Source organism: Pseudomonas sp. FSL R10-2189 (genome assembly GCF_009600325.1).
In the GTDB taxonomy this organism is placed as follows: domain Bacteria; phylum Pseudomonadota; class Gammaproteobacteria; order Pseudomonadales; family Pseudomonadaceae; genus Aquipseudomonas; species Aquipseudomonas helleri.
On sequence record NZ_WIVZ01000003.1, the window covers coordinates 53,240 to 69,186 of the forward strand.

Annotated in this window: 13 protein-coding genes; 12 read left to right on the plus strand and 1 reads right to left on the minus strand. The window is 60.4% G+C overall.

Annotation, left to right across the window (positions count from 1 at the left end; all coding sequences use genetic code 11):
• Positions 1-273 precede the first annotated feature (273 nt).
• Together GHO32_RS03450 and GHO32_RS03455 are read left to right on the plus strand one after the other, a co-directional pair.
• Positions 274-630 carry a hypothetical protein gene (locus tag GHO32_RS03450; RefSeq protein ID WP_153332921.1) on the plus strand — a complete coding sequence of 119 codons (357 nt, stop codon included), beginning with the start codon at positions 274-276 and terminating at the stop codon, positions 628-630.
• Between the two features lie 42 nt (positions 631-672).
• A complete protein-coding gene (locus GHO32_RS03455) occupies positions 673-1,422 on the plus strand; it encodes an amidohydrolase family protein (protein WP_153332923.1) in 750 nt (249 codons plus the stop codon).
• On the opposite strand, the gene GHO32_RS03460 is transcribed toward GHO32_RS03455, so the two are convergent.
• The gene (locus tag GHO32_RS03460) at positions 1,407-2,249 is read right to left on the minus strand and encodes a DMT family transporter (RefSeq protein WP_153338140.1); all 843 of its coding nucleotides are present in this window, start codon (positions 2,247-2,249) and stop codon (positions 1,407-1,409) included. The two genes, GHO32_RS03455 and GHO32_RS03460, sit on opposite strands and share 16 nt — an antisense overlap.
• Positions 2,250-2,381: 132 nt before the next feature.
• Between GHO32_RS03460 and GHO32_RS03465 the strand changes: the two genes are divergently transcribed.
• From GHO32_RS03465 to GHO32_RS03510, 10 genes are all read left to right on the plus strand, one after another.
• The gene (locus GHO32_RS03465; protein WP_153332925.1) at positions 2,382-3,248 is read left to right on the plus strand and encodes a LysR family transcriptional regulator; all 867 of its coding nucleotides are present in this window, start codon (positions 2,382-2,384) and stop codon (positions 3,246-3,248) included.
• A 320-nt stretch (positions 3,249-3,568) separates the two neighbouring features.
• Entirely contained in the window at positions 3,569-4,528 is a 960-nt protein-coding gene (locus GHO32_RS03470; protein ID WP_016780594.1) for a MoxR family ATPase, read from the plus strand.
• 2 nt (positions 4,529-4,530) lie between these two features.
• Positions 4,531-5,475, plus strand: a complete 945-nt coding sequence (locus GHO32_RS03475) for a DUF58 domain-containing protein (protein WP_153332927.1) — start codon at positions 4,531-4,533, stop codon at positions 5,473-5,475.
• The gene (locus GHO32_RS03480; RefSeq protein WP_153332929.1) at positions 5,472-5,966 is read left to right on the plus strand and encodes a DUF4381 domain-containing protein; all 495 of its coding nucleotides are present in this window, start codon (positions 5,472-5,474) and stop codon (positions 5,964-5,966) included. Before GHO32_RS03475 ends, GHO32_RS03480 begins: the two co-directional genes overlap by 4 nt.
• Positions 5,959-7,035 (plus strand): VWA domain-containing protein, encoded by a 1,077-nt coding sequence (locus GHO32_RS03485; RefSeq protein ID WP_153332931.1) that lies wholly within the window; start codon positions 5,959-5,961, stop codon positions 7,033-7,035. Before GHO32_RS03480 ends, GHO32_RS03485 begins: the two co-directional genes overlap by 8 nt.
• Positions 7,032-8,771 (plus strand): tetratricopeptide repeat protein, encoded by a 1,740-nt coding sequence (locus GHO32_RS03490; protein WP_153332933.1) that lies wholly within the window; start codon positions 7,032-7,034, stop codon positions 8,769-8,771. The genes GHO32_RS03485 and GHO32_RS03490 overlap by 4 nt, the downstream gene beginning before the upstream one ends.
• Positions 8,768-10,402 carry a BatD family protein gene (locus GHO32_RS03495; protein WP_153332935.1) on the plus strand — a complete coding sequence of 545 codons (1,635 nt, stop codon included), beginning with the start codon at positions 8,768-8,770 and terminating at the stop codon, positions 10,400-10,402. Before GHO32_RS03490 ends, GHO32_RS03495 begins: the two co-directional genes overlap by 4 nt.
• A gap of 38 nt (positions 10,403-10,440) precedes the next feature.
• Positions 10,441-11,685, plus strand: coding sequence for an exonuclease SbcCD subunit D C-terminal domain-containing protein (locus GHO32_RS03500; RefSeq protein ID WP_153332937.1), 1,245 nt, complete (start codon positions 10,441-10,443; stop codon positions 11,683-11,685).
• Positions 11,682-15,323 carry an AAA family ATPase gene (locus GHO32_RS03505; RefSeq protein ID WP_153338135.1) on the plus strand — a complete coding sequence of 1,214 codons (3,642 nt, stop codon included), beginning with the start codon at positions 11,682-11,684 and terminating at the stop codon, positions 15,321-15,323. Before GHO32_RS03500 ends, GHO32_RS03505 begins: the two co-directional genes overlap by 4 nt.
• Positions 15,320-15,910, plus strand: coding sequence for a glutathione S-transferase (locus GHO32_RS03510; protein ID WP_153332941.1), 591 nt, complete (start codon positions 15,320-15,322; stop codon positions 15,908-15,910). Before GHO32_RS03505 ends, GHO32_RS03510 begins: the two co-directional genes overlap by 4 nt.
• Positions 15,911-15,947: the final 37 nt, after the last annotated feature.

The window sequence follows — 15,947 nt, forward strand, 5'->3', positions numbered from 1 at the left end:
AACGACTGCATCGCCCGGCCTGCTTGCGGTGCGGCGACATATTCGGTCATGGGGCGGCAATCTTGTGACCCGGACAGCAACAACCCTAGCAGTGGAGATTCATAAAACTTCATAAAAACGCCTTAATTTCTGTCGGCAGTATCAGAAATATCTGACACGAAATAACAGGCCATCAGCCACCTACCAAGATTGAGCCAGCACAAAAACGCGCGGGCTGGCAAAATCGCCGCTTGTTCAGTGATTAGATGCGCTCAGCGCCAGGAATTCCCCACCATGCAAATGACCACCGCCCTGCTCATGGCCAACCCGTGTGACGACGAAGAAGACAACATGGCCATGCTGTGCTGCCACAGTGACAAGGGCGAAATGTTTCTGATGTCGCGCTACCCGGACGAGGACGAACTGGAAATCACCCTGGATGATGAGCCCTCCACCCTCGAGGGCGTAAAGGTCACACTCAGCCCGACGCGCCTGCTGATCGAAGTCGCGCCCGGCGATACCGACGTGCTGAACGGTAGCGACCACCTGGAAATCCTCCATAGCGCCGATGCCGATAAACTGGCCGAGATCGAACAAACCCTGAAAAACATTCTCGACGGTACCGGCACCTACATCAGCGAATTGAACTGACCCGCCAGAGCCCGAACCCGCACACCGACAGGTATGACCGCCATGCGCCAACTCTTCGATGCCCACTGCCACATCATCGACAAGGCTTATCCGCTGATTCCCAATAACGGCTACGTGCCCGACTTTTTCAGCGTTGATGATTACCTCGCGCGTACCCGCGAGCTGGGCGTCGTCGGGGGCGCGGTGGTTTCAGGCTCGTTCCAGGGTTTTGATCAAACCTACCTGATCGCCGCACTCAAACGCCTGGGCGCAGGCTTTGTCGGCGTCACTCAACTGCCCGCCAGCGTCACCGACGCCGAGCTTGAAGCATTGAACCAGCACGGCGTTCGTGCCCTGCGCTTCAACCTCAAGCGCGGCGGCTCAGAACAACTCGACCAGTTGGAGTCACTGGCCAAGCGCGTCTACGACTGCGTGGGCTGGCATTCAGAGCTGTACATCGACGCACGGGAGCTGGCCCCGTTGCACCAACGTTTGTTGAGATTACCAGCCCTGAGCATCGATCATCTGGGGCTGAGCCACGAAGGTATGCCGGCTTTACTGCGTCTTGCCGAGCACGGGGTGCGCATCAAGGCCTGCGGTTTTGGCCGGGTTGATTTCGACGTACCGCAGGTACTTCAAGACATTCACGCGGCCAACCCGAACGCCTTGATGTTCGGCACTGATTTACCGTCAACCCGCGCACCAAGAACCTTTGAAAACAATGACATAGATATTGTAGTTAATGCTTTGGGTGAAAGCGGAGCGCAAAAGGCGCTGTGGCAAAATGCCCGGGACTTTTATCGCCTGAACTGAGGCTCGCGATTCATCGCGATCACGCTCCCCAGCACAATGGCTGCCCCCGCAACCACTCCTGCTGAAACCTCACTGCCTAAAACCCCCGCCGCCAACGCCATGGCGACGGGTGGGATCAGGTACATCACACTGACCGAACGGCTGACTTGGGTGTGATTCAGTACAAAGCCCCATAACAAGTACGCCAACGCACTGGGAAACAGCCCGAGGATCAACACCGCCACATTCACCCGGACCGGCGCCTTGAGCACCTCTTCCGTCAGCCCTGGCCAATACACGCAGAGCAACAGCGTGCCGCCCCAGACCATGTAACAGACGATGGTCAAAGGGCTGTAGCGGGTAGAAATGTGCTTTTGCAGCACGAAATAGATGCTCCAGGACAACGCCGCCAGTAACAGCACCAGGCCCTGCGGGTGGAACTCACCCACGCCTTTATCGCCCCAAATCACCACCACGACCCCAAGCAAGCCAACCGCGACCCATAACCAGCGCCAGCCGCTGACGCGCTCCTTGAGGCACACCGCGGCGATAAATGTGCTGAACAACGGCGCAGTTTGCGCAAGCACGCTGGATGCGCCGGGACTGACCCAACGCTGGCCCATGTTCAACGCCATGTGGTGTAACGCCACAGCGAACAACCCCAACAGCATCAACCAGGGCACATCCCGCAGCCGAGGCACGCCAATGCCGATAAACAGCGCGATCAACGCCATAAACAGCGATGCAATCAAAAATCGTAGCAAAGCTAGGTGCCCCGGCGAGTAGCTTTCCAGCCCGATATGGATACCAATCGGTGAATAGGCCCAACACAACACGACAGCCGCCATGGCCGCGGCAAGTTTGAAAGGTAACGACACGTTAGTGATCCTGAACCCATTGAAGTGGCTTTCAGTGTTTATCGCGCTCACGCGGGGCCACAAGTGAGATATAAAGAGCCCAGAATTCATCAGGAGTGAACAATGGAGCTCAGCCAGTTGCGCATGGTCAAGGCCGTGGCAGAGTGCGGCAGCATTGCGCTGGCCGCCGAACAGTTGCATTGCGTCCCGTCGAACATCACCACCCGCATCAAGCAACTGGAAAGCGAACTGGGCACCGCACTGTTCACCCGCGCCGGTCGCGGCTTGCGTATCAGCGCAGCCGGGCAAGTGTTTTTGGGCTATAGCGAGCAGATTCTGGCGCTGGTCGAGCAAGCCAAACGCGCAGTTGCACCCCAGGCCGTGCCCGCCGGCAAGCTGCGTATTGGCGCAATTGAGTCCTGTGCAACCGGCCGCCTGCCGCCCTTGCTGGCCGACTACCATCAGCGCTATCCGCAGGTCATCTTGGAACTGGTCACCGGCAAATCAAAACAACTGCTCGATGACGTTAAACATCACCGACTCGACGGGGCCATGGTTGCTGGCTCAATTACTCAAACAAAACTATCTAAAACAATGCTTTATAACGAACAGTTAGTGTTGATTGCGAGCCCGAAACTGGCACCCCTTGCGCAACTGGCTGACGTGCACCGGCATACCGTGTTTATGTGGCCTCCCGGCTGCCCTTACCGGGCGGCGCTGGAAAACTGGGTGGCGGAACACGGGCTGGAAGTCAGCAAAATCGACTACGCCAACTGGGGCAGCATCATTGGTTGTGTCAGTGCTGGCGCAGGTTTAGCACTGATACCCGAAGGCATGCTTCAGCAGTTTGGCGCCTGCGCACACCTTGTCACTTACCGCTTCCCTGAACTGGCGCCCATGCCCAACCTGTTTTTCTGGCACAGCGAAACCGGCACGCATGCCGCACGCGACGCCTTTGCCGCGCTGCTGGTAGAGCACTTTGCGCCATAACACACAAAACCCTGTAGCCGCTGACGAGGCACGAGGCTGCGATCGGCTGCGCAGCAGACGTAAATGGGCCGCTGGGTTTATCCGCCAAATCGAGGTCTGAGGATTTACGATCGCTGCGCAATCGATCGCAGCCTCGTACCTCGACAGCGGCTACAACCCCACCCAAATGAACACCATTCTCAACAACCTGTCTGATTTGGTTTTTTTGCACAAAAAGGCCGCCTGCGATTAGTCCGAAACCCCCGCAATGGATTAAAGTAACGCCCCCGGCAATGGCGTAATTTATACGGCATTGCAGTCCTTTTCAGGAACAGTCATCGATGGAACATCGTGAAGCGCTACTGGCGCTGCGAACCTTTCTTTCAACGCAGATTCTCGGTCAAGAAAAACTCATTGACCGCTTGTTAATCGCGCTGCTGGCTGACGGCCATATGCTGGTCGAAGGCGCGCCAGGCCTCGCCAAGACCAAAGCCATCAAAGAGCTGGCGGAAGGTATCGAAGCGCAGTTCCATCGCATTCAGTTCACCCCCGACCTGTTGCCTGCCGACATCACCGGCACTGAAATCTATCGCCCCGAAACCGGCAGCTTTGTCTTCCAGCAAGGCCCGATCTTCCACAACCTGGTGCTGGCCGACGAAATCAACCGGGCACCGGCCAAAGTGCAATCGGCCCTGCTTGAGGCGATGGCCGAGCGCCAGGTCAGCGTCGGGCGCAGCACCTACGAGCTGTCACCGCTGTTTCTGGTCATGGCCACGCAAAACCCCATCGAGCAGGAAGGCACCTACCCGCTGCCAGAAGCCCAGCTCGACCGTTTTCTGATGCACGTGAAAATTGGCTTCCCCGACGCGGCCGTAGAGCGCCGTATCCTGCAACAGGCCCGTGGCGAAGCCCTCAACGGTGAAACCAAGCCTGAACGCCGGGTCAGCCAACAGGCCATTTTTGCCGCCCGCAAGGAAATCCTTGGGCTGTACATGGCCGATGCGGTAGAGGAATACCTGGTGCAATTGGTCATGGCGACCCGTACGCCCGGCAAGTTCGACCCGGAAATGGCCGAGTGGATCGCCTACGGCGCCAGCCCCCGTGGCTCGATTGCCCTTGACCGCTGCGCCCGTGCACACGCTTGGCTTGCCGGTCGCGACTTCGTCAGCCCGGAAGACATCCAGGCCGTGTTGTTCGACGTGCTGCGCCACCGTATTATTTTGTCATTCGAAGCCGAGGCGGCTGGCATCGACCAGGACCGCGTGGTGCAACGCATCCTTGACGTTGTTGCCGTTGCCTGACGATGACCGCCCTCCTGCCCGCCGAGCCCGGCATTCGTGTGACCCTCACCGAACTGATCGAGATGCGCCATCGCGTGCGCGAGGTGCAGCTGTTCTCCACCCCCGGCCACCGCAGCCCGCTGGTGGGCTTGCACCACTCCAAGCTGCGCGGGCGCGGGGTCGACTTCGATCAGGTACGGATTTATCAGGCCGGGGACGATGTCCGCACCATTGACTGGCGCGTTACCGCTCGCACCCAGGAACCGCACACCAAGATGTTCCATGAGGAGCGCGAACGGCCAATCTTCATCCTCGCCGAGCAAAGCCGTCGGCTTTTCTTCGGTTCAGGGCTGATGTTCAAGTCGGTGCTCGCCGCTCAAGCAGCGAGCCTGATTGGCTGGGCAGCGCTAGGCCATAACGACCGCGTGGGCGGCCTGGTGTTTGGCGACCACGAGCATTACGAAATCAAGCCACGGCGCAGCAAGCAAAGCCTGCTGCAGTTGCTCAACCGCCTGGTGCGAGTCAATCAGTCGCTGCACACCGAAGTCCAGTCAGACCGTGACGCACTGGGCATGGCCTTGATCCGCGCCCGCGAAGTGCTGCGCCCCGGCAGTCTGGTTGTGGTGATTTGTGATGAGCGGGCACTGACCGACGCCGCCGAACAGCAACTGAGCCTGTTATCACGCCATTGCGATCTGATTCTGCTGCCGTTGTCCGACCCTCTGGACCACGCCCTGCCCGCTGCCGGGCTGCTGCGCTTTGCCGAGCGCGGTGCACAGCTGGAACTGGACACGCTCAACTATGATTTGCGTCAGGCTTACCGTGCTCTGGCCGAAGCCCGTATCGCCCGCTGGGAGCTGCTCGCGCAAAAGCTGCGGGTATTGCTGATGCCCCTCAGCACGCAAAGCGAAATGATCGAACAACTGCGTGAGTTCCTGAACGCCAAACGCCCCGGCAAATCGTCATGACCGAGCTCGAACACCTGCAACCGCTCATCACCCCGCCGGCGATTGGCCTGTGGCCACCGGCGCCGGGCTGGTGGTTGCTGCTGCTCCTGATTCCAGCTCTGGGCTGGGGTTTGTGGTGGTTGCGCCGTTACCTGCCCGCCAAACGTCAGTTGGCCACCACCGAACAGCCCCTTGACCCGGTACGCCTGGCGGCCCTGGAAGAGCTGGCGCGGTTCAACAAACCTTACGATGGCGCCCCTGCCGGTGCCTGGCTGCAGCAACTCAACGGCCTGCTCAAACGCTTGTGCCGCAGCCACTACCCGTACAGCCAGAGCCACACGCTCAATGGCCGCAAATGGTTGGCGTTTCTTGATAACCGCTGCCCGGCGGCCGGTTTGACCCGCTGGATGGTGCTGGTAGAAGGCGCGTACAAACCCGAGTGCAAACTCGACGACAAGGCCATCGCCGGGCTCAATCAAGCGGTTGAAACCTGGATTCGCAAACATGTTTGAGTTCGCCTGGCCCTGGCTATTCGCCTTACTGCCACTGCCCTGGGTGATGCGCCTGGTACTGCCGGCTGCCGACAGCGGCGAACCCGCACTTAAAGTCAGTTTTTTGGGCGATCTCGAAGAGCTGGCCCGGCGCAAGGCGCGATCCAACCTGCCCTCGCTGCGTCAGCAAATTCCGTATGTGCTGCTGTGGTTGTTATTGCTGACCGCCGCTGCCCGTCCGCAATGGCTCGGCGAACCGCTGCCGATTGCCGCCAGCGGCCGCGATTTGTTGGTAGCCGTGGACGTCTCGGGCTCCATGGACTACCCGGACATGCACTGGCACAACGAGGACATCACTCGCCTCGACTCGGTGAAAAAACTGCTGGGTGACTTTCTTGAACACCGTGAAGGCGACCGTGTCGGCCTCATCCTGTTTGGCAGCCAGGCGTATCTACAAGCCCCGCTGACCTTCGATCGGCACACCGTGCGCACCTGGCTCGATGAAGCACGCATCGGCATTGCCGGTAAAAACACGGCCATCGGCGACGCTATTGGTCTGGCCGTCAAGCGCCTGCGCCAACGTCCGGCGCAGAGCCGGGTGCTGATCCTGGTCACCGACGGCGCCAACAACGGCGGCCAGATCGATCCCTTGACCGCGGCCCGCCTGGCGGCTGAAGAAGGCGTCAGAATCTACCCGATCGGGGTTGGCTCCGACCCGCAAGAAAACACCGCCAAGGGTCTGTTCAGCATTAACCCGGGCGTGGACCTGGACGAGCCGGCCATGGAAGAAATCGCCCGCATTACCGGCGGCCGCTACTTCCGTGCCCGCGACGGCAACGAATTGTCCGCCATCAAAGACACCCTCGACCAACTTGAACCTGTCGCCCAGCAGCCTACTCAGGCACGCCCGGCGCAGGCGCTTTACAGCTGGCCTCTGGCTGGTGCACTGCTGCTCAGCGTGCTGCTGGTGATCCGCGAGCTATGGCCCAACCATCCGCTGCAACGTTTACTGAGCAAGGAACACTTTCTGCCTCAAAATCCTGACTGGCGCTCGCGGCTCAAACGCCTGCGCTTGCGGAGGCGCCGATGAGCGCGCTCTGGCCCCATTGGTTTCGCCCCGAATGGCTGCTGGCACTGCCGCTGCTGTGCTGGCTGCTATGGAAACTCTGGCACCGGCAAAAACGCGCCGGGCGCTGGCAGATGATCCTGCCCGAAGCCTTTCATCGCGTCTTGCTCAGCGGCGGTAATGGCCGCGACAGCAAACTGCCGTGGATTGCCCTCGGCCTGGCCTGGTTGCTGGCCCTGTTTGCCTTGCTCGGCCCCAGTTGGGAACGCGTTGAACAGTCCGCGCAAAAACCGGCCGACCCGCTGGTGGTGATGCTTGAGCTGACCCCGCAAATGCTCGCGACCGACAGCCAGCCCAACCGCCTCGAACAGGCACGGCGCAAACTCTACGACCTGCTGCAAAGTCGCAGCGATGCGCAAACGGCAATCATCGTCTACGCCGGTAGCGCCCACACCCTGGTGCCGCTGTCCGATGACATGGCCACCAGCCGCAACCTGCTCGAAGCGGTCAAGCCATCGATCATGCCGCAACCCGGCAATCGCGCCGATCTGGCCGTCAACAAAGCCCTCAAGCTGCTGGACCAAGGCGCGCTGGGCGAAGGCCGCCTGCTGCTGGTGACCTCATCGCTTAGCGAACAAGAGCGCGCAGGTATCCGCAAGGAACTGGACGGCCACACGCCGCCGCTGTTGATACTTGGTGTCGGCACCCGTGAAGGCTCGCCGGTGGTCGAAGAAAACGGCGAGTTTCTGAAAGATGCCCAGGGCGCCATCCTCCTGCCACGCCTCGACAGCCCGAGCCTGCGCGCCTTTGCAGAAGACGTAGGGGGCAGTTACCGACAAGCGAAGCTGGATGACAACGACCTGCGCGGCCTGGGTTTGCTCGATGGCCCGCAACACTTGCGCGACGACGGCCAGACGCTGCGACTGGACACTTGGTCTGACCAAGGCTACTGGCTGCTGATGCCGCTGCTACTCCTGGCCGCGTGCGCGGGTCGCCGTGGCTGGCTGTTCTGCCTGCCGCTGCTCTTTATGCTGCCTCAACCCAGCTATGCTTTCAGCCTGACCGACCTGTGGTTGCGCCCCGACCAACAAGGCCAGCGCCTGCTGGAGCAGAAAAAACCGTTACAAGCCGTCGAACACTTCAAAGACCCGTTGTGGCAAGGTCTGGCGCTGTATCAGGCGGGCGATTACAGCGCGGCGGCTCAGCGCTTTGCCGAGGTCAACAGTGCCAGCGCGCACTACAATCGTGGTAACGCATTGGCCATGAGTGGTGAACTCGAGGCGGCGATTGACGCCTACGAGCAAGCTTTGGAGTTGCAACCCGACCTGCAAGTCGCCGCGCAGAACAAAGCGCTGGTCGAGCAAGTGCTTGAGCAAAAACGCGAACAAGACACACCGCCGCCGGACAAAGTGCCGGAGAAACCCGCCGAACCCGACGACACCGATCCGTCCGTCAGCAGCAGTAATGCCACAACCACCGGCGAAAACGGCCAGCATGATCAAAGCAGCGCGGCCACCGACCCGGCCGCCCATGCCAACCCGGACGACGCCGTTGAACCGCCACCGGCTGGCAACGAGCCCGGCAACGAACCGGAAGAACAAACCACCACCCGTCCACCCGCCCCGACCACAGATGTGCTGGATGACGAACACCACCAGGCGCTGGAGCAATGGCTCAGACAGATTCCCGACAACCCCAGTGAATTGCTACGACGAAAATTTTGGTACGAACAGCAGCAACATCAGGACTCGCCGCAATGAATCGCTTCTGCGTTTTACTCTTTTTGCTCTGTTGCTGGACAGTGCCCGCCCATGCGCTGGGACTGGTCGCCAGTGTTGACCGCGATCAGCTCAACTCCGGTGAAACCGTCGAGCTGACCCTTGAGACCAATGACGCCACGTTGTTCGGCAAACCCGATCTGGCGCCGCTGGATACCCTGTTTGAAGTGCGCGGCACGCGTCAGGTCAACCAACTCACCACGCTGAACGATGACAACAAAGCCACCACGCGCTGGATCATCACCCTGCAACCCAAGCAGACCGGCACCGTGACCATTCCGTCCCTGCAAGTGGGCGATTATCACAGTTTGCCGATCAACCTCACGGTGACCCAGAGCAGCGCCAGTGATTCCGAATTGGCCCCCGTGTTCATTGAAGCCAGTCTTGATCAGCCGAATGTGTACGTACAAGCCCAGGCGATATTGACCCTGCGCGTTTACCACTCGGTGGCGCTGTACGACGACAGCAACCTGACCCCGCTGCACCTGCAAGACGCCATCGTTGAGCAACTGGGCGAGTCGCGCACTTACGAAAAACTGATCAATGGTGTGCGCCACGGCGTGATCGAGGTGCGTTATGGCATCTATCCGCAACACAGCGGCGAGCTGCAAATCCCCGCGTTGACCTTCAGCGCGACCCAGGTGGACAACCAGCCCGGCAACACCTCGACACCCAGCGCGCCAAAACCCGGAAAAATGGTCCACGTGACTTCCACCGAGATCCCCTTGCAGGTCAAGCCCAAGCCTGAAGACTATCCGGCCACTGCCGCCTGGCTACCGGCCCGCAGCCTGAGCCTGAGCGAAAGCTGGAACCCCGAGCCAGATCACTCCAAAGTGGGTGACTCGCTGACCCGCACCTTGACCCTCAAGGCCGAAGGCCTGTCCAGCGCCCAATTGCCGCCGCTGCCCGCCACCGACGTGAATGGCTTGCGGCGTTACCCCGACTTGCCGCAACTGAGCAATCAGGTCACTGACAACGGTCTGATCGGCAGCCGCGAAGAGCGTGAAGCCTTGGTGCCGACGCGAGTAGGCCAGGTGGAACTGCCCGCCGTTGAACTGGTGTGGTGGAACACCCACGAAGACCGTCTAGAGCGCAGCTACCTGCCCGCCCGCACCTTGCAGGTAGCGGCCAATACCAGTCTGGCAGCCGATACGCCGACCGGCGCTGGCCCGATCGCCGACAGCGATGACTCAACGCTGTGGCTGTGGCAACTGAGCACCCTGCTGCTGGCCTGTTCTACATTGATTGGCTTCGGCCTGTGGTGGCGCGCACGCTGGCAACCGGCCATTCTGCGAGCTGCACAAACGGGCCCGAGCCCACGCACACTGCTCGACGACATCAAACGTGCCTGCCTGGCCAACGACCCGCAGGCCACGCGCCAGGCGCTGGACGCCTGGGCACGGCAACAACCAGAAACCCTGGCCGAAATGGCCGCACGTTTTGTACTGCTGTCCGATGCACTGGACGGCCTCAACGGCGCGCTCTACAGCGAAACCGGCCAGTACTGGCAAGGTGAAGAACTGTGGAAAGCGATTCGCAGCATCCCGGCCGCCGAACGCGAGCAGGACACCGCCAGTGAATCCAGCAGCCTGCCGCCGCTCTACCCCAAATAATCGCGGGTACGCTTTACCCTTTTTAAACGGATTTTGTTATGCGCCTGTTTCACACTTCCGACTGGCACCTGGGGCAAAACCTCCACGGCCAGGAACGCGACTTCGAACACGCTTGCTTTCTGAGCTGGCTACTCACCCAACTGGCCACTGAACAACCCGATGTGTTGCTGATTGCTGGGGACATTTTTGACACCGTCAACCCGCCGGTCAAAGCTCAGGAACGCCTGTACGACTTCATCGTCAGTGCCCACGAGCAGCAACCCAAGCTGACCATCGTGATGATCGCTGGTAACCACGACTCCGGCTCGCGTATCGAATTGCCTGCGCCGTTGATGCGCCGTTTGCGTACCCATGCACTGGGTCGTGTGTTGTGGCTGGATGATGGCCAGCTGGATGCCGAACGCCTGTTGATTCCGCTGCCTGACGCCTCAGGCGAGATCGCCGCATGGTGCCTGGCCCTGCCCTTCTTGCGCCCGGCCGAAGTGACCGGCGCACACTTGGGGGATGATTACCTGCGCGGTATTGGCCAGGTCCACGAATGGCTGATTGAAGCGGCCAACGCCAAACGCAAGCCCGGGCAAGCGCTGATTGCCATCAGCCACGCGCACATGGCGGGCGGTTCGGTGTCCGAAGACTCGGAGCGCAGCCTGATCATCGGCAATGCCGAAGCCCTGCCCGCCAGCCTGTTCGGCCCCAGCATCAGCTATGTGGCGCTGGGCCATCTGCACAAACCGCAACGGGTGAACAGTGAAGAGCGCATCCGCTACTGCGGTTCGCCGATCCCGCTGTCGTTTTCCGAGATCGGCTACAAGCACCAGATTCTCGACGTCAAACTCGACGGCGAAGCCCTGGTCAGCGTCGAAAGCCGCTTGATCCCGCGCGCCGTTAATCTGCAACGTGTCGGCCCGGCGCCACTGCTTGAGATTCTCGGCCAACTGGCGGAGTTGCCGGACATTGACCTGTTGGCCGACACCCAGCGCCAACCGTGGCTTGAAGTGCGGGTCAAGCTGGACGAGCCGCAACCCGACTTGCGCCAGCAAATTGAAACCGCCCTGCTGGGCAAAGCCGTGCGCCTGGTGCGCATCTCTGCTGAATACGCCGGTAATGGCAGTCGCGCCGGGGACAACGACGCCGCGCAATTGATCGAGCTGGACCAATTGACCCCGCAAGAGCTGTTCAGTCGCGCCTGGCAGGACAGCTACGGCAGTGAAGCCGACGAGCAAACCCTCAAAGACTTTGCCGTGCTGCTGCAAGAAGTCCAGATGGAAGGTGAACAGCTATGAAAATCCTCGCGATTCGCCTGAAAAACCTGGCTTCACTGGCAGGCCCTTTTGAGCTGGACTTCACCGCCGAGCCACTGGCCAGTGCCGGGCTGTTTGCAATTACCGGCCCCACCGGCGCCGGTAAAAGCACCTTGCTCGACGCCTTGTGCCTGGCCTTGTTTGGCGCGGTGCCGCGGCTGAACAACACCGGCCGGGATGCCAAGGTCCCGGATGCCGACGGCGAGATCGCCACCGGTGACCCGCGCACCCTGCTGCGGCGCGGCACCGGCGAAGGCTATGCCGAAGTCGATTTCGTCGGCATTGATGGCCGCCGCTATCGTGCTCGCTGGGAAGCCAACCGCGCCCGCGAAAAGGCTAATGGCAAGCTGCAAGCCAGCCGCCAGAGCCTGCGCGATCTGAACAGCGATCAACTGCTGGCCAGCCAGAAAAGCGATTACAAAGTGCAGCTGGAGTCACGTCTGGGCCTGAACTTCGAACAGTTCACCCGTGCCGTAATGCTGGCGCAAAGCGAGTTCAGTGCGTTTCTTAAGGCCGATGACAACGAGCGCAGCGAACTGCTGGAAAAACTCACCGACACGGCGCTGTACACCCGTCTCGGCAAGCGCGCCTTCGACAAAGCCAAAGAAGCCCGCGATGCGCACAAGCAGCTGCAAGATCAGGCCGTCGGTATAACCCCGCTGGAGCCAGAAGCCCGTGCGGAGCTGGACCAGCGCCATAGTGAAGCGCAACAACTGCTGAAAACCCGGCAAAGCCAGCTCAAGCAACTAGAACAGCAACACACGTGGCTCAAAACCCTGCGCGAGCTGCAAGAACAGCAACAGAGTGCAGCCGAACAGCTCCAGCAGGCCCAAGCCCAGTGGGACAGCCAAGCGGAGCAGCGACAAATCCTCGAGTTACTGGAACAACTGGCGCCCCAGCGTCATCAGTTCGCCCGTTTGGCCGAATTGGACGTGCAACTCAGCCCACTGGCCGAACAGATCGCCGGGCACTTGCAACAGCAAGTGGAGTTGAATCAACGCCAGACTCAACTGCAACAAGCACTCCAAACTGCCCAACAGGCGGCCAATCAGGCCCAGGCCGAGCTACGGGATGCCGCACCGCATCTGCAAAAAGCCCATCTAGAGCAAGCCAATCTCACGCGTCTAACTCAGGCCCTGGACGCGCAACAGGCGCTTAAAAATCAGGCTGAAGACGCCTGCGCCGAAGGGCAAAAGGCCTTGAATGGCCTGCTTGAGCGCCAGCAGCAAGGTACAGAACGCTTGGCGCAGATCGCTGCGCAGTTGGAACACAGCGCCGAACTGGCCCCCTTGACCAATGCCTGGGACGGTTACCGTCGCGGCCTGCAGCAATTGGTGCGCCTGAGCACCACGCTGAACAAAGGCCGTGAAGAATTACCAGCGCTGGAACAACGCGCCAGCCAGGCAGCTCAGCAGCTCACTGAACTGCACAGCAGCCTGGAAATCTTGTTCCAGGAAGCCGCTGCCGAACCCCACGCCGTCAATGAGCAGATCCAGACCCTGGGCAGCCTGCTGGCTGACAACCGTCAGCAACAGCGCGCCTTTGAAGACTTACAGCGCCTGTGCAGTAGCCAGCTGGCCCTTGAAGCGCGTTTACAGGCGGTGCAGGTCAAACTGCAAAACCTGCAAACCGAACGCGAAACGCTCATCGGCCAAGGCACCCAGACCAAAAAAGAATTTGAAGCTGCCGAGCAAGCCTTGCGCGTGACTCAGCAGTTGCTTGAACGCCAGCGCCTGGCCCGCAGCGCCAGCGTCGAAGAGCTGCGCGCACAGCTTCAGGACGATCATCCCTGCCCGGTCTGCGGCAGCCATGAACACCCGTATCACCAGCCTGAAGCGCTGTTGCAGAGCCTGTCGCGCTTTGACGAGGAAGAAGAGACCAATGCGCGCAAGACGGTCGATGCCCTCAAGGAAACGCTCAACCAGTTGCGTGAGCAACTCGCCGGGGTCAACGCGCAACAGCGCGAACTGATACAGCAGCATCAGCAACTTGGCGAAGAAACTCAGGCGCTGGCCCCTGGCCTGGAAGCCCATCCGCTGTATGCGCAATGGCAAGGGCAAGACCCGGCCAAGCGCGAAGGCTGGCTGACTCAACGCTTGAGCCAGTTGCAGCACAGCATCAGCCAAGACGAACAACGTCAAAACGCTCTGCTCGCCCTGCAAAAAGAAGCTGCTGCATTGCAGCAACAACTGCAACGCAGTACCGAAGCCAGCCAGCAAGCCACACAGCAACTCAGCGAGCAGCAACAACACCTCAAGGCTGACACGTTGCGCTTTGAGGAAGAACTGGCCGAGTTTGCCAATCTGCTGCCCAAGACCACGCTGGCGGCACTGCGTGAAAACGCCTCAGCCTGCTTTATGCAGCTTGATCAGCAGGTCACCCATCGCCTTGAACAACTGGATCAACAGCGCGATGAACAGACTGAGCAGACTGAACGCGCCGGCCGCATCGAGCGTGAGCAGTATCAGCAAGCCACCCATACTAAAGAGCTGGATGCCCTGCAACGCAACGTAACTGAGTTGCTCGAACAACAGCAGGCAGGCCAGCAAAGCCTCAAGCAATTGCTGGGTGATCACCCGAGCGCCGAACAGTGGCAGCACCAGCTTGAGCAGGCGCTTGAGCAGGCACGCAACGCCCAGACCCACGCCAGTGAAGCGCTGCAAGCCACCGACCACCACTTAGTGCAACTGGCAGCCCAGCTCAAGGCCCAACAAGAGCGCCTGCACGCCCTGCAAACTGAACACAGCAGTGTGAGCGAACAGGTCGAGCAATGGCGCGGGCAGCACTCAGCGCTCGACACGGTCCGTTTGCAACAATTGCTGAGCTTCGACGACACGCACATTCGCGACCTGCGCCAGCAGCTGCAAGCCAGCGAAAAAGCCGTAGAGCAAGCCCGCGTCTTGCTCCAGGAACGTGAGCAACGCCTCAACCAGCATCAAGCGCAGGCCAATGGCAACCTTGATGCCCAAGCGCTTGAGGTTGCCCTCAATGAACTGAACGCGCTAATCGCCGCCAGCGAACAACACGTGGCAGAACTGCGGGCGCAACAGGCAGAAGACCAACGTCGTCAGGAAGCCAATCAAGCGCTGGCGCAACGTATCGCCCAAGCCTATGAAGAATGGCAGCGCTGGGCGCGTCTGAGCGAGCTGATCGGTTCGGGCACCGGCGATAAATTCCGCAAGATCGCCCAGGCCTACAACCTCGACCTGCTGGTACACCACGCCAACGCCCAACTGCGCCAACTGGTTAAACGTTATCGCCTCAAGCGCGGCGGCAGCATGCTCGGTTTGCTGGTGATGGACACCGAAATGGGCGACGAACTGCGCTCGGTACATTCGCTATCCGGCGGTGAAACCTTCCTGGTGTCGTTGGCACTGGCGTTGGGGTTGGCGTCGATGGCGTCCAGCACGCTGAAAATCGAGTCGCTGTTTATCGACGAAGGGTTTGGCAGCCTGGACCCTGAATCTTTGCAATTGGCCATGGATGCCCTCGACGGCCTGCAAGCCCAAGGGCGCAAAGTTGGGGTGATATCCCACGTACAGGAAATGCATGAACGCATTCCGGTGCAAATCCAGGTGCGGCGCCAAGGCAATGGCCTGAGCACCGTGGAGGTCAAATGACCGGCAACGTGCTGTATTCCTTCCGTCGCTGCCCGTATGCCATGCGGGCGCGCATGGCCCTGCGTTACAGCGGCGTGCCGTTATCGATTGTAGAAGTCAGCCTCAAGGCCAAGCCGGCTGAAATGCTCGCGCTGTCGCCCAAAGGCACCGTACCGGTATTGGTCTGTGCCGATGGCCGGGTGATTGAGCAAAGCCTGGAGATCATGCACTGGGCCTTGGCCCGGCATGACCCGGACAACTGGCTTGGTCCGGACAGTGCGGCGCTGATTGAAGAAAACGACCAGGTCTTCAAGGTCAACCTTGACCGCTACAAATACGCCATCCGCTACCCGGAACAGCCCATGGAACACTATCGCGCCCAAGGGGCGGCGTTTTTGCAGCGCCTGGAAGTGTTACTTGAACAGACGCCGTATTTGGCTGGCGACACCTTGAGCCTGGCGGACATTGCCCTGGCGCCGTTTGTGCGCCAGTTCGCCCACGTCGACCGTGACTGGTTCGAACAAGCGCCCTACCCCCGCCTGAATGCCTGGCTGGAACGGTTTTTAGCGTCGGAACTATTTATCTCCGTCATGACTAAAACCGCCTGACAGGATTTTCGCCAGCCTTGTAGCCGCTGACGAGGCA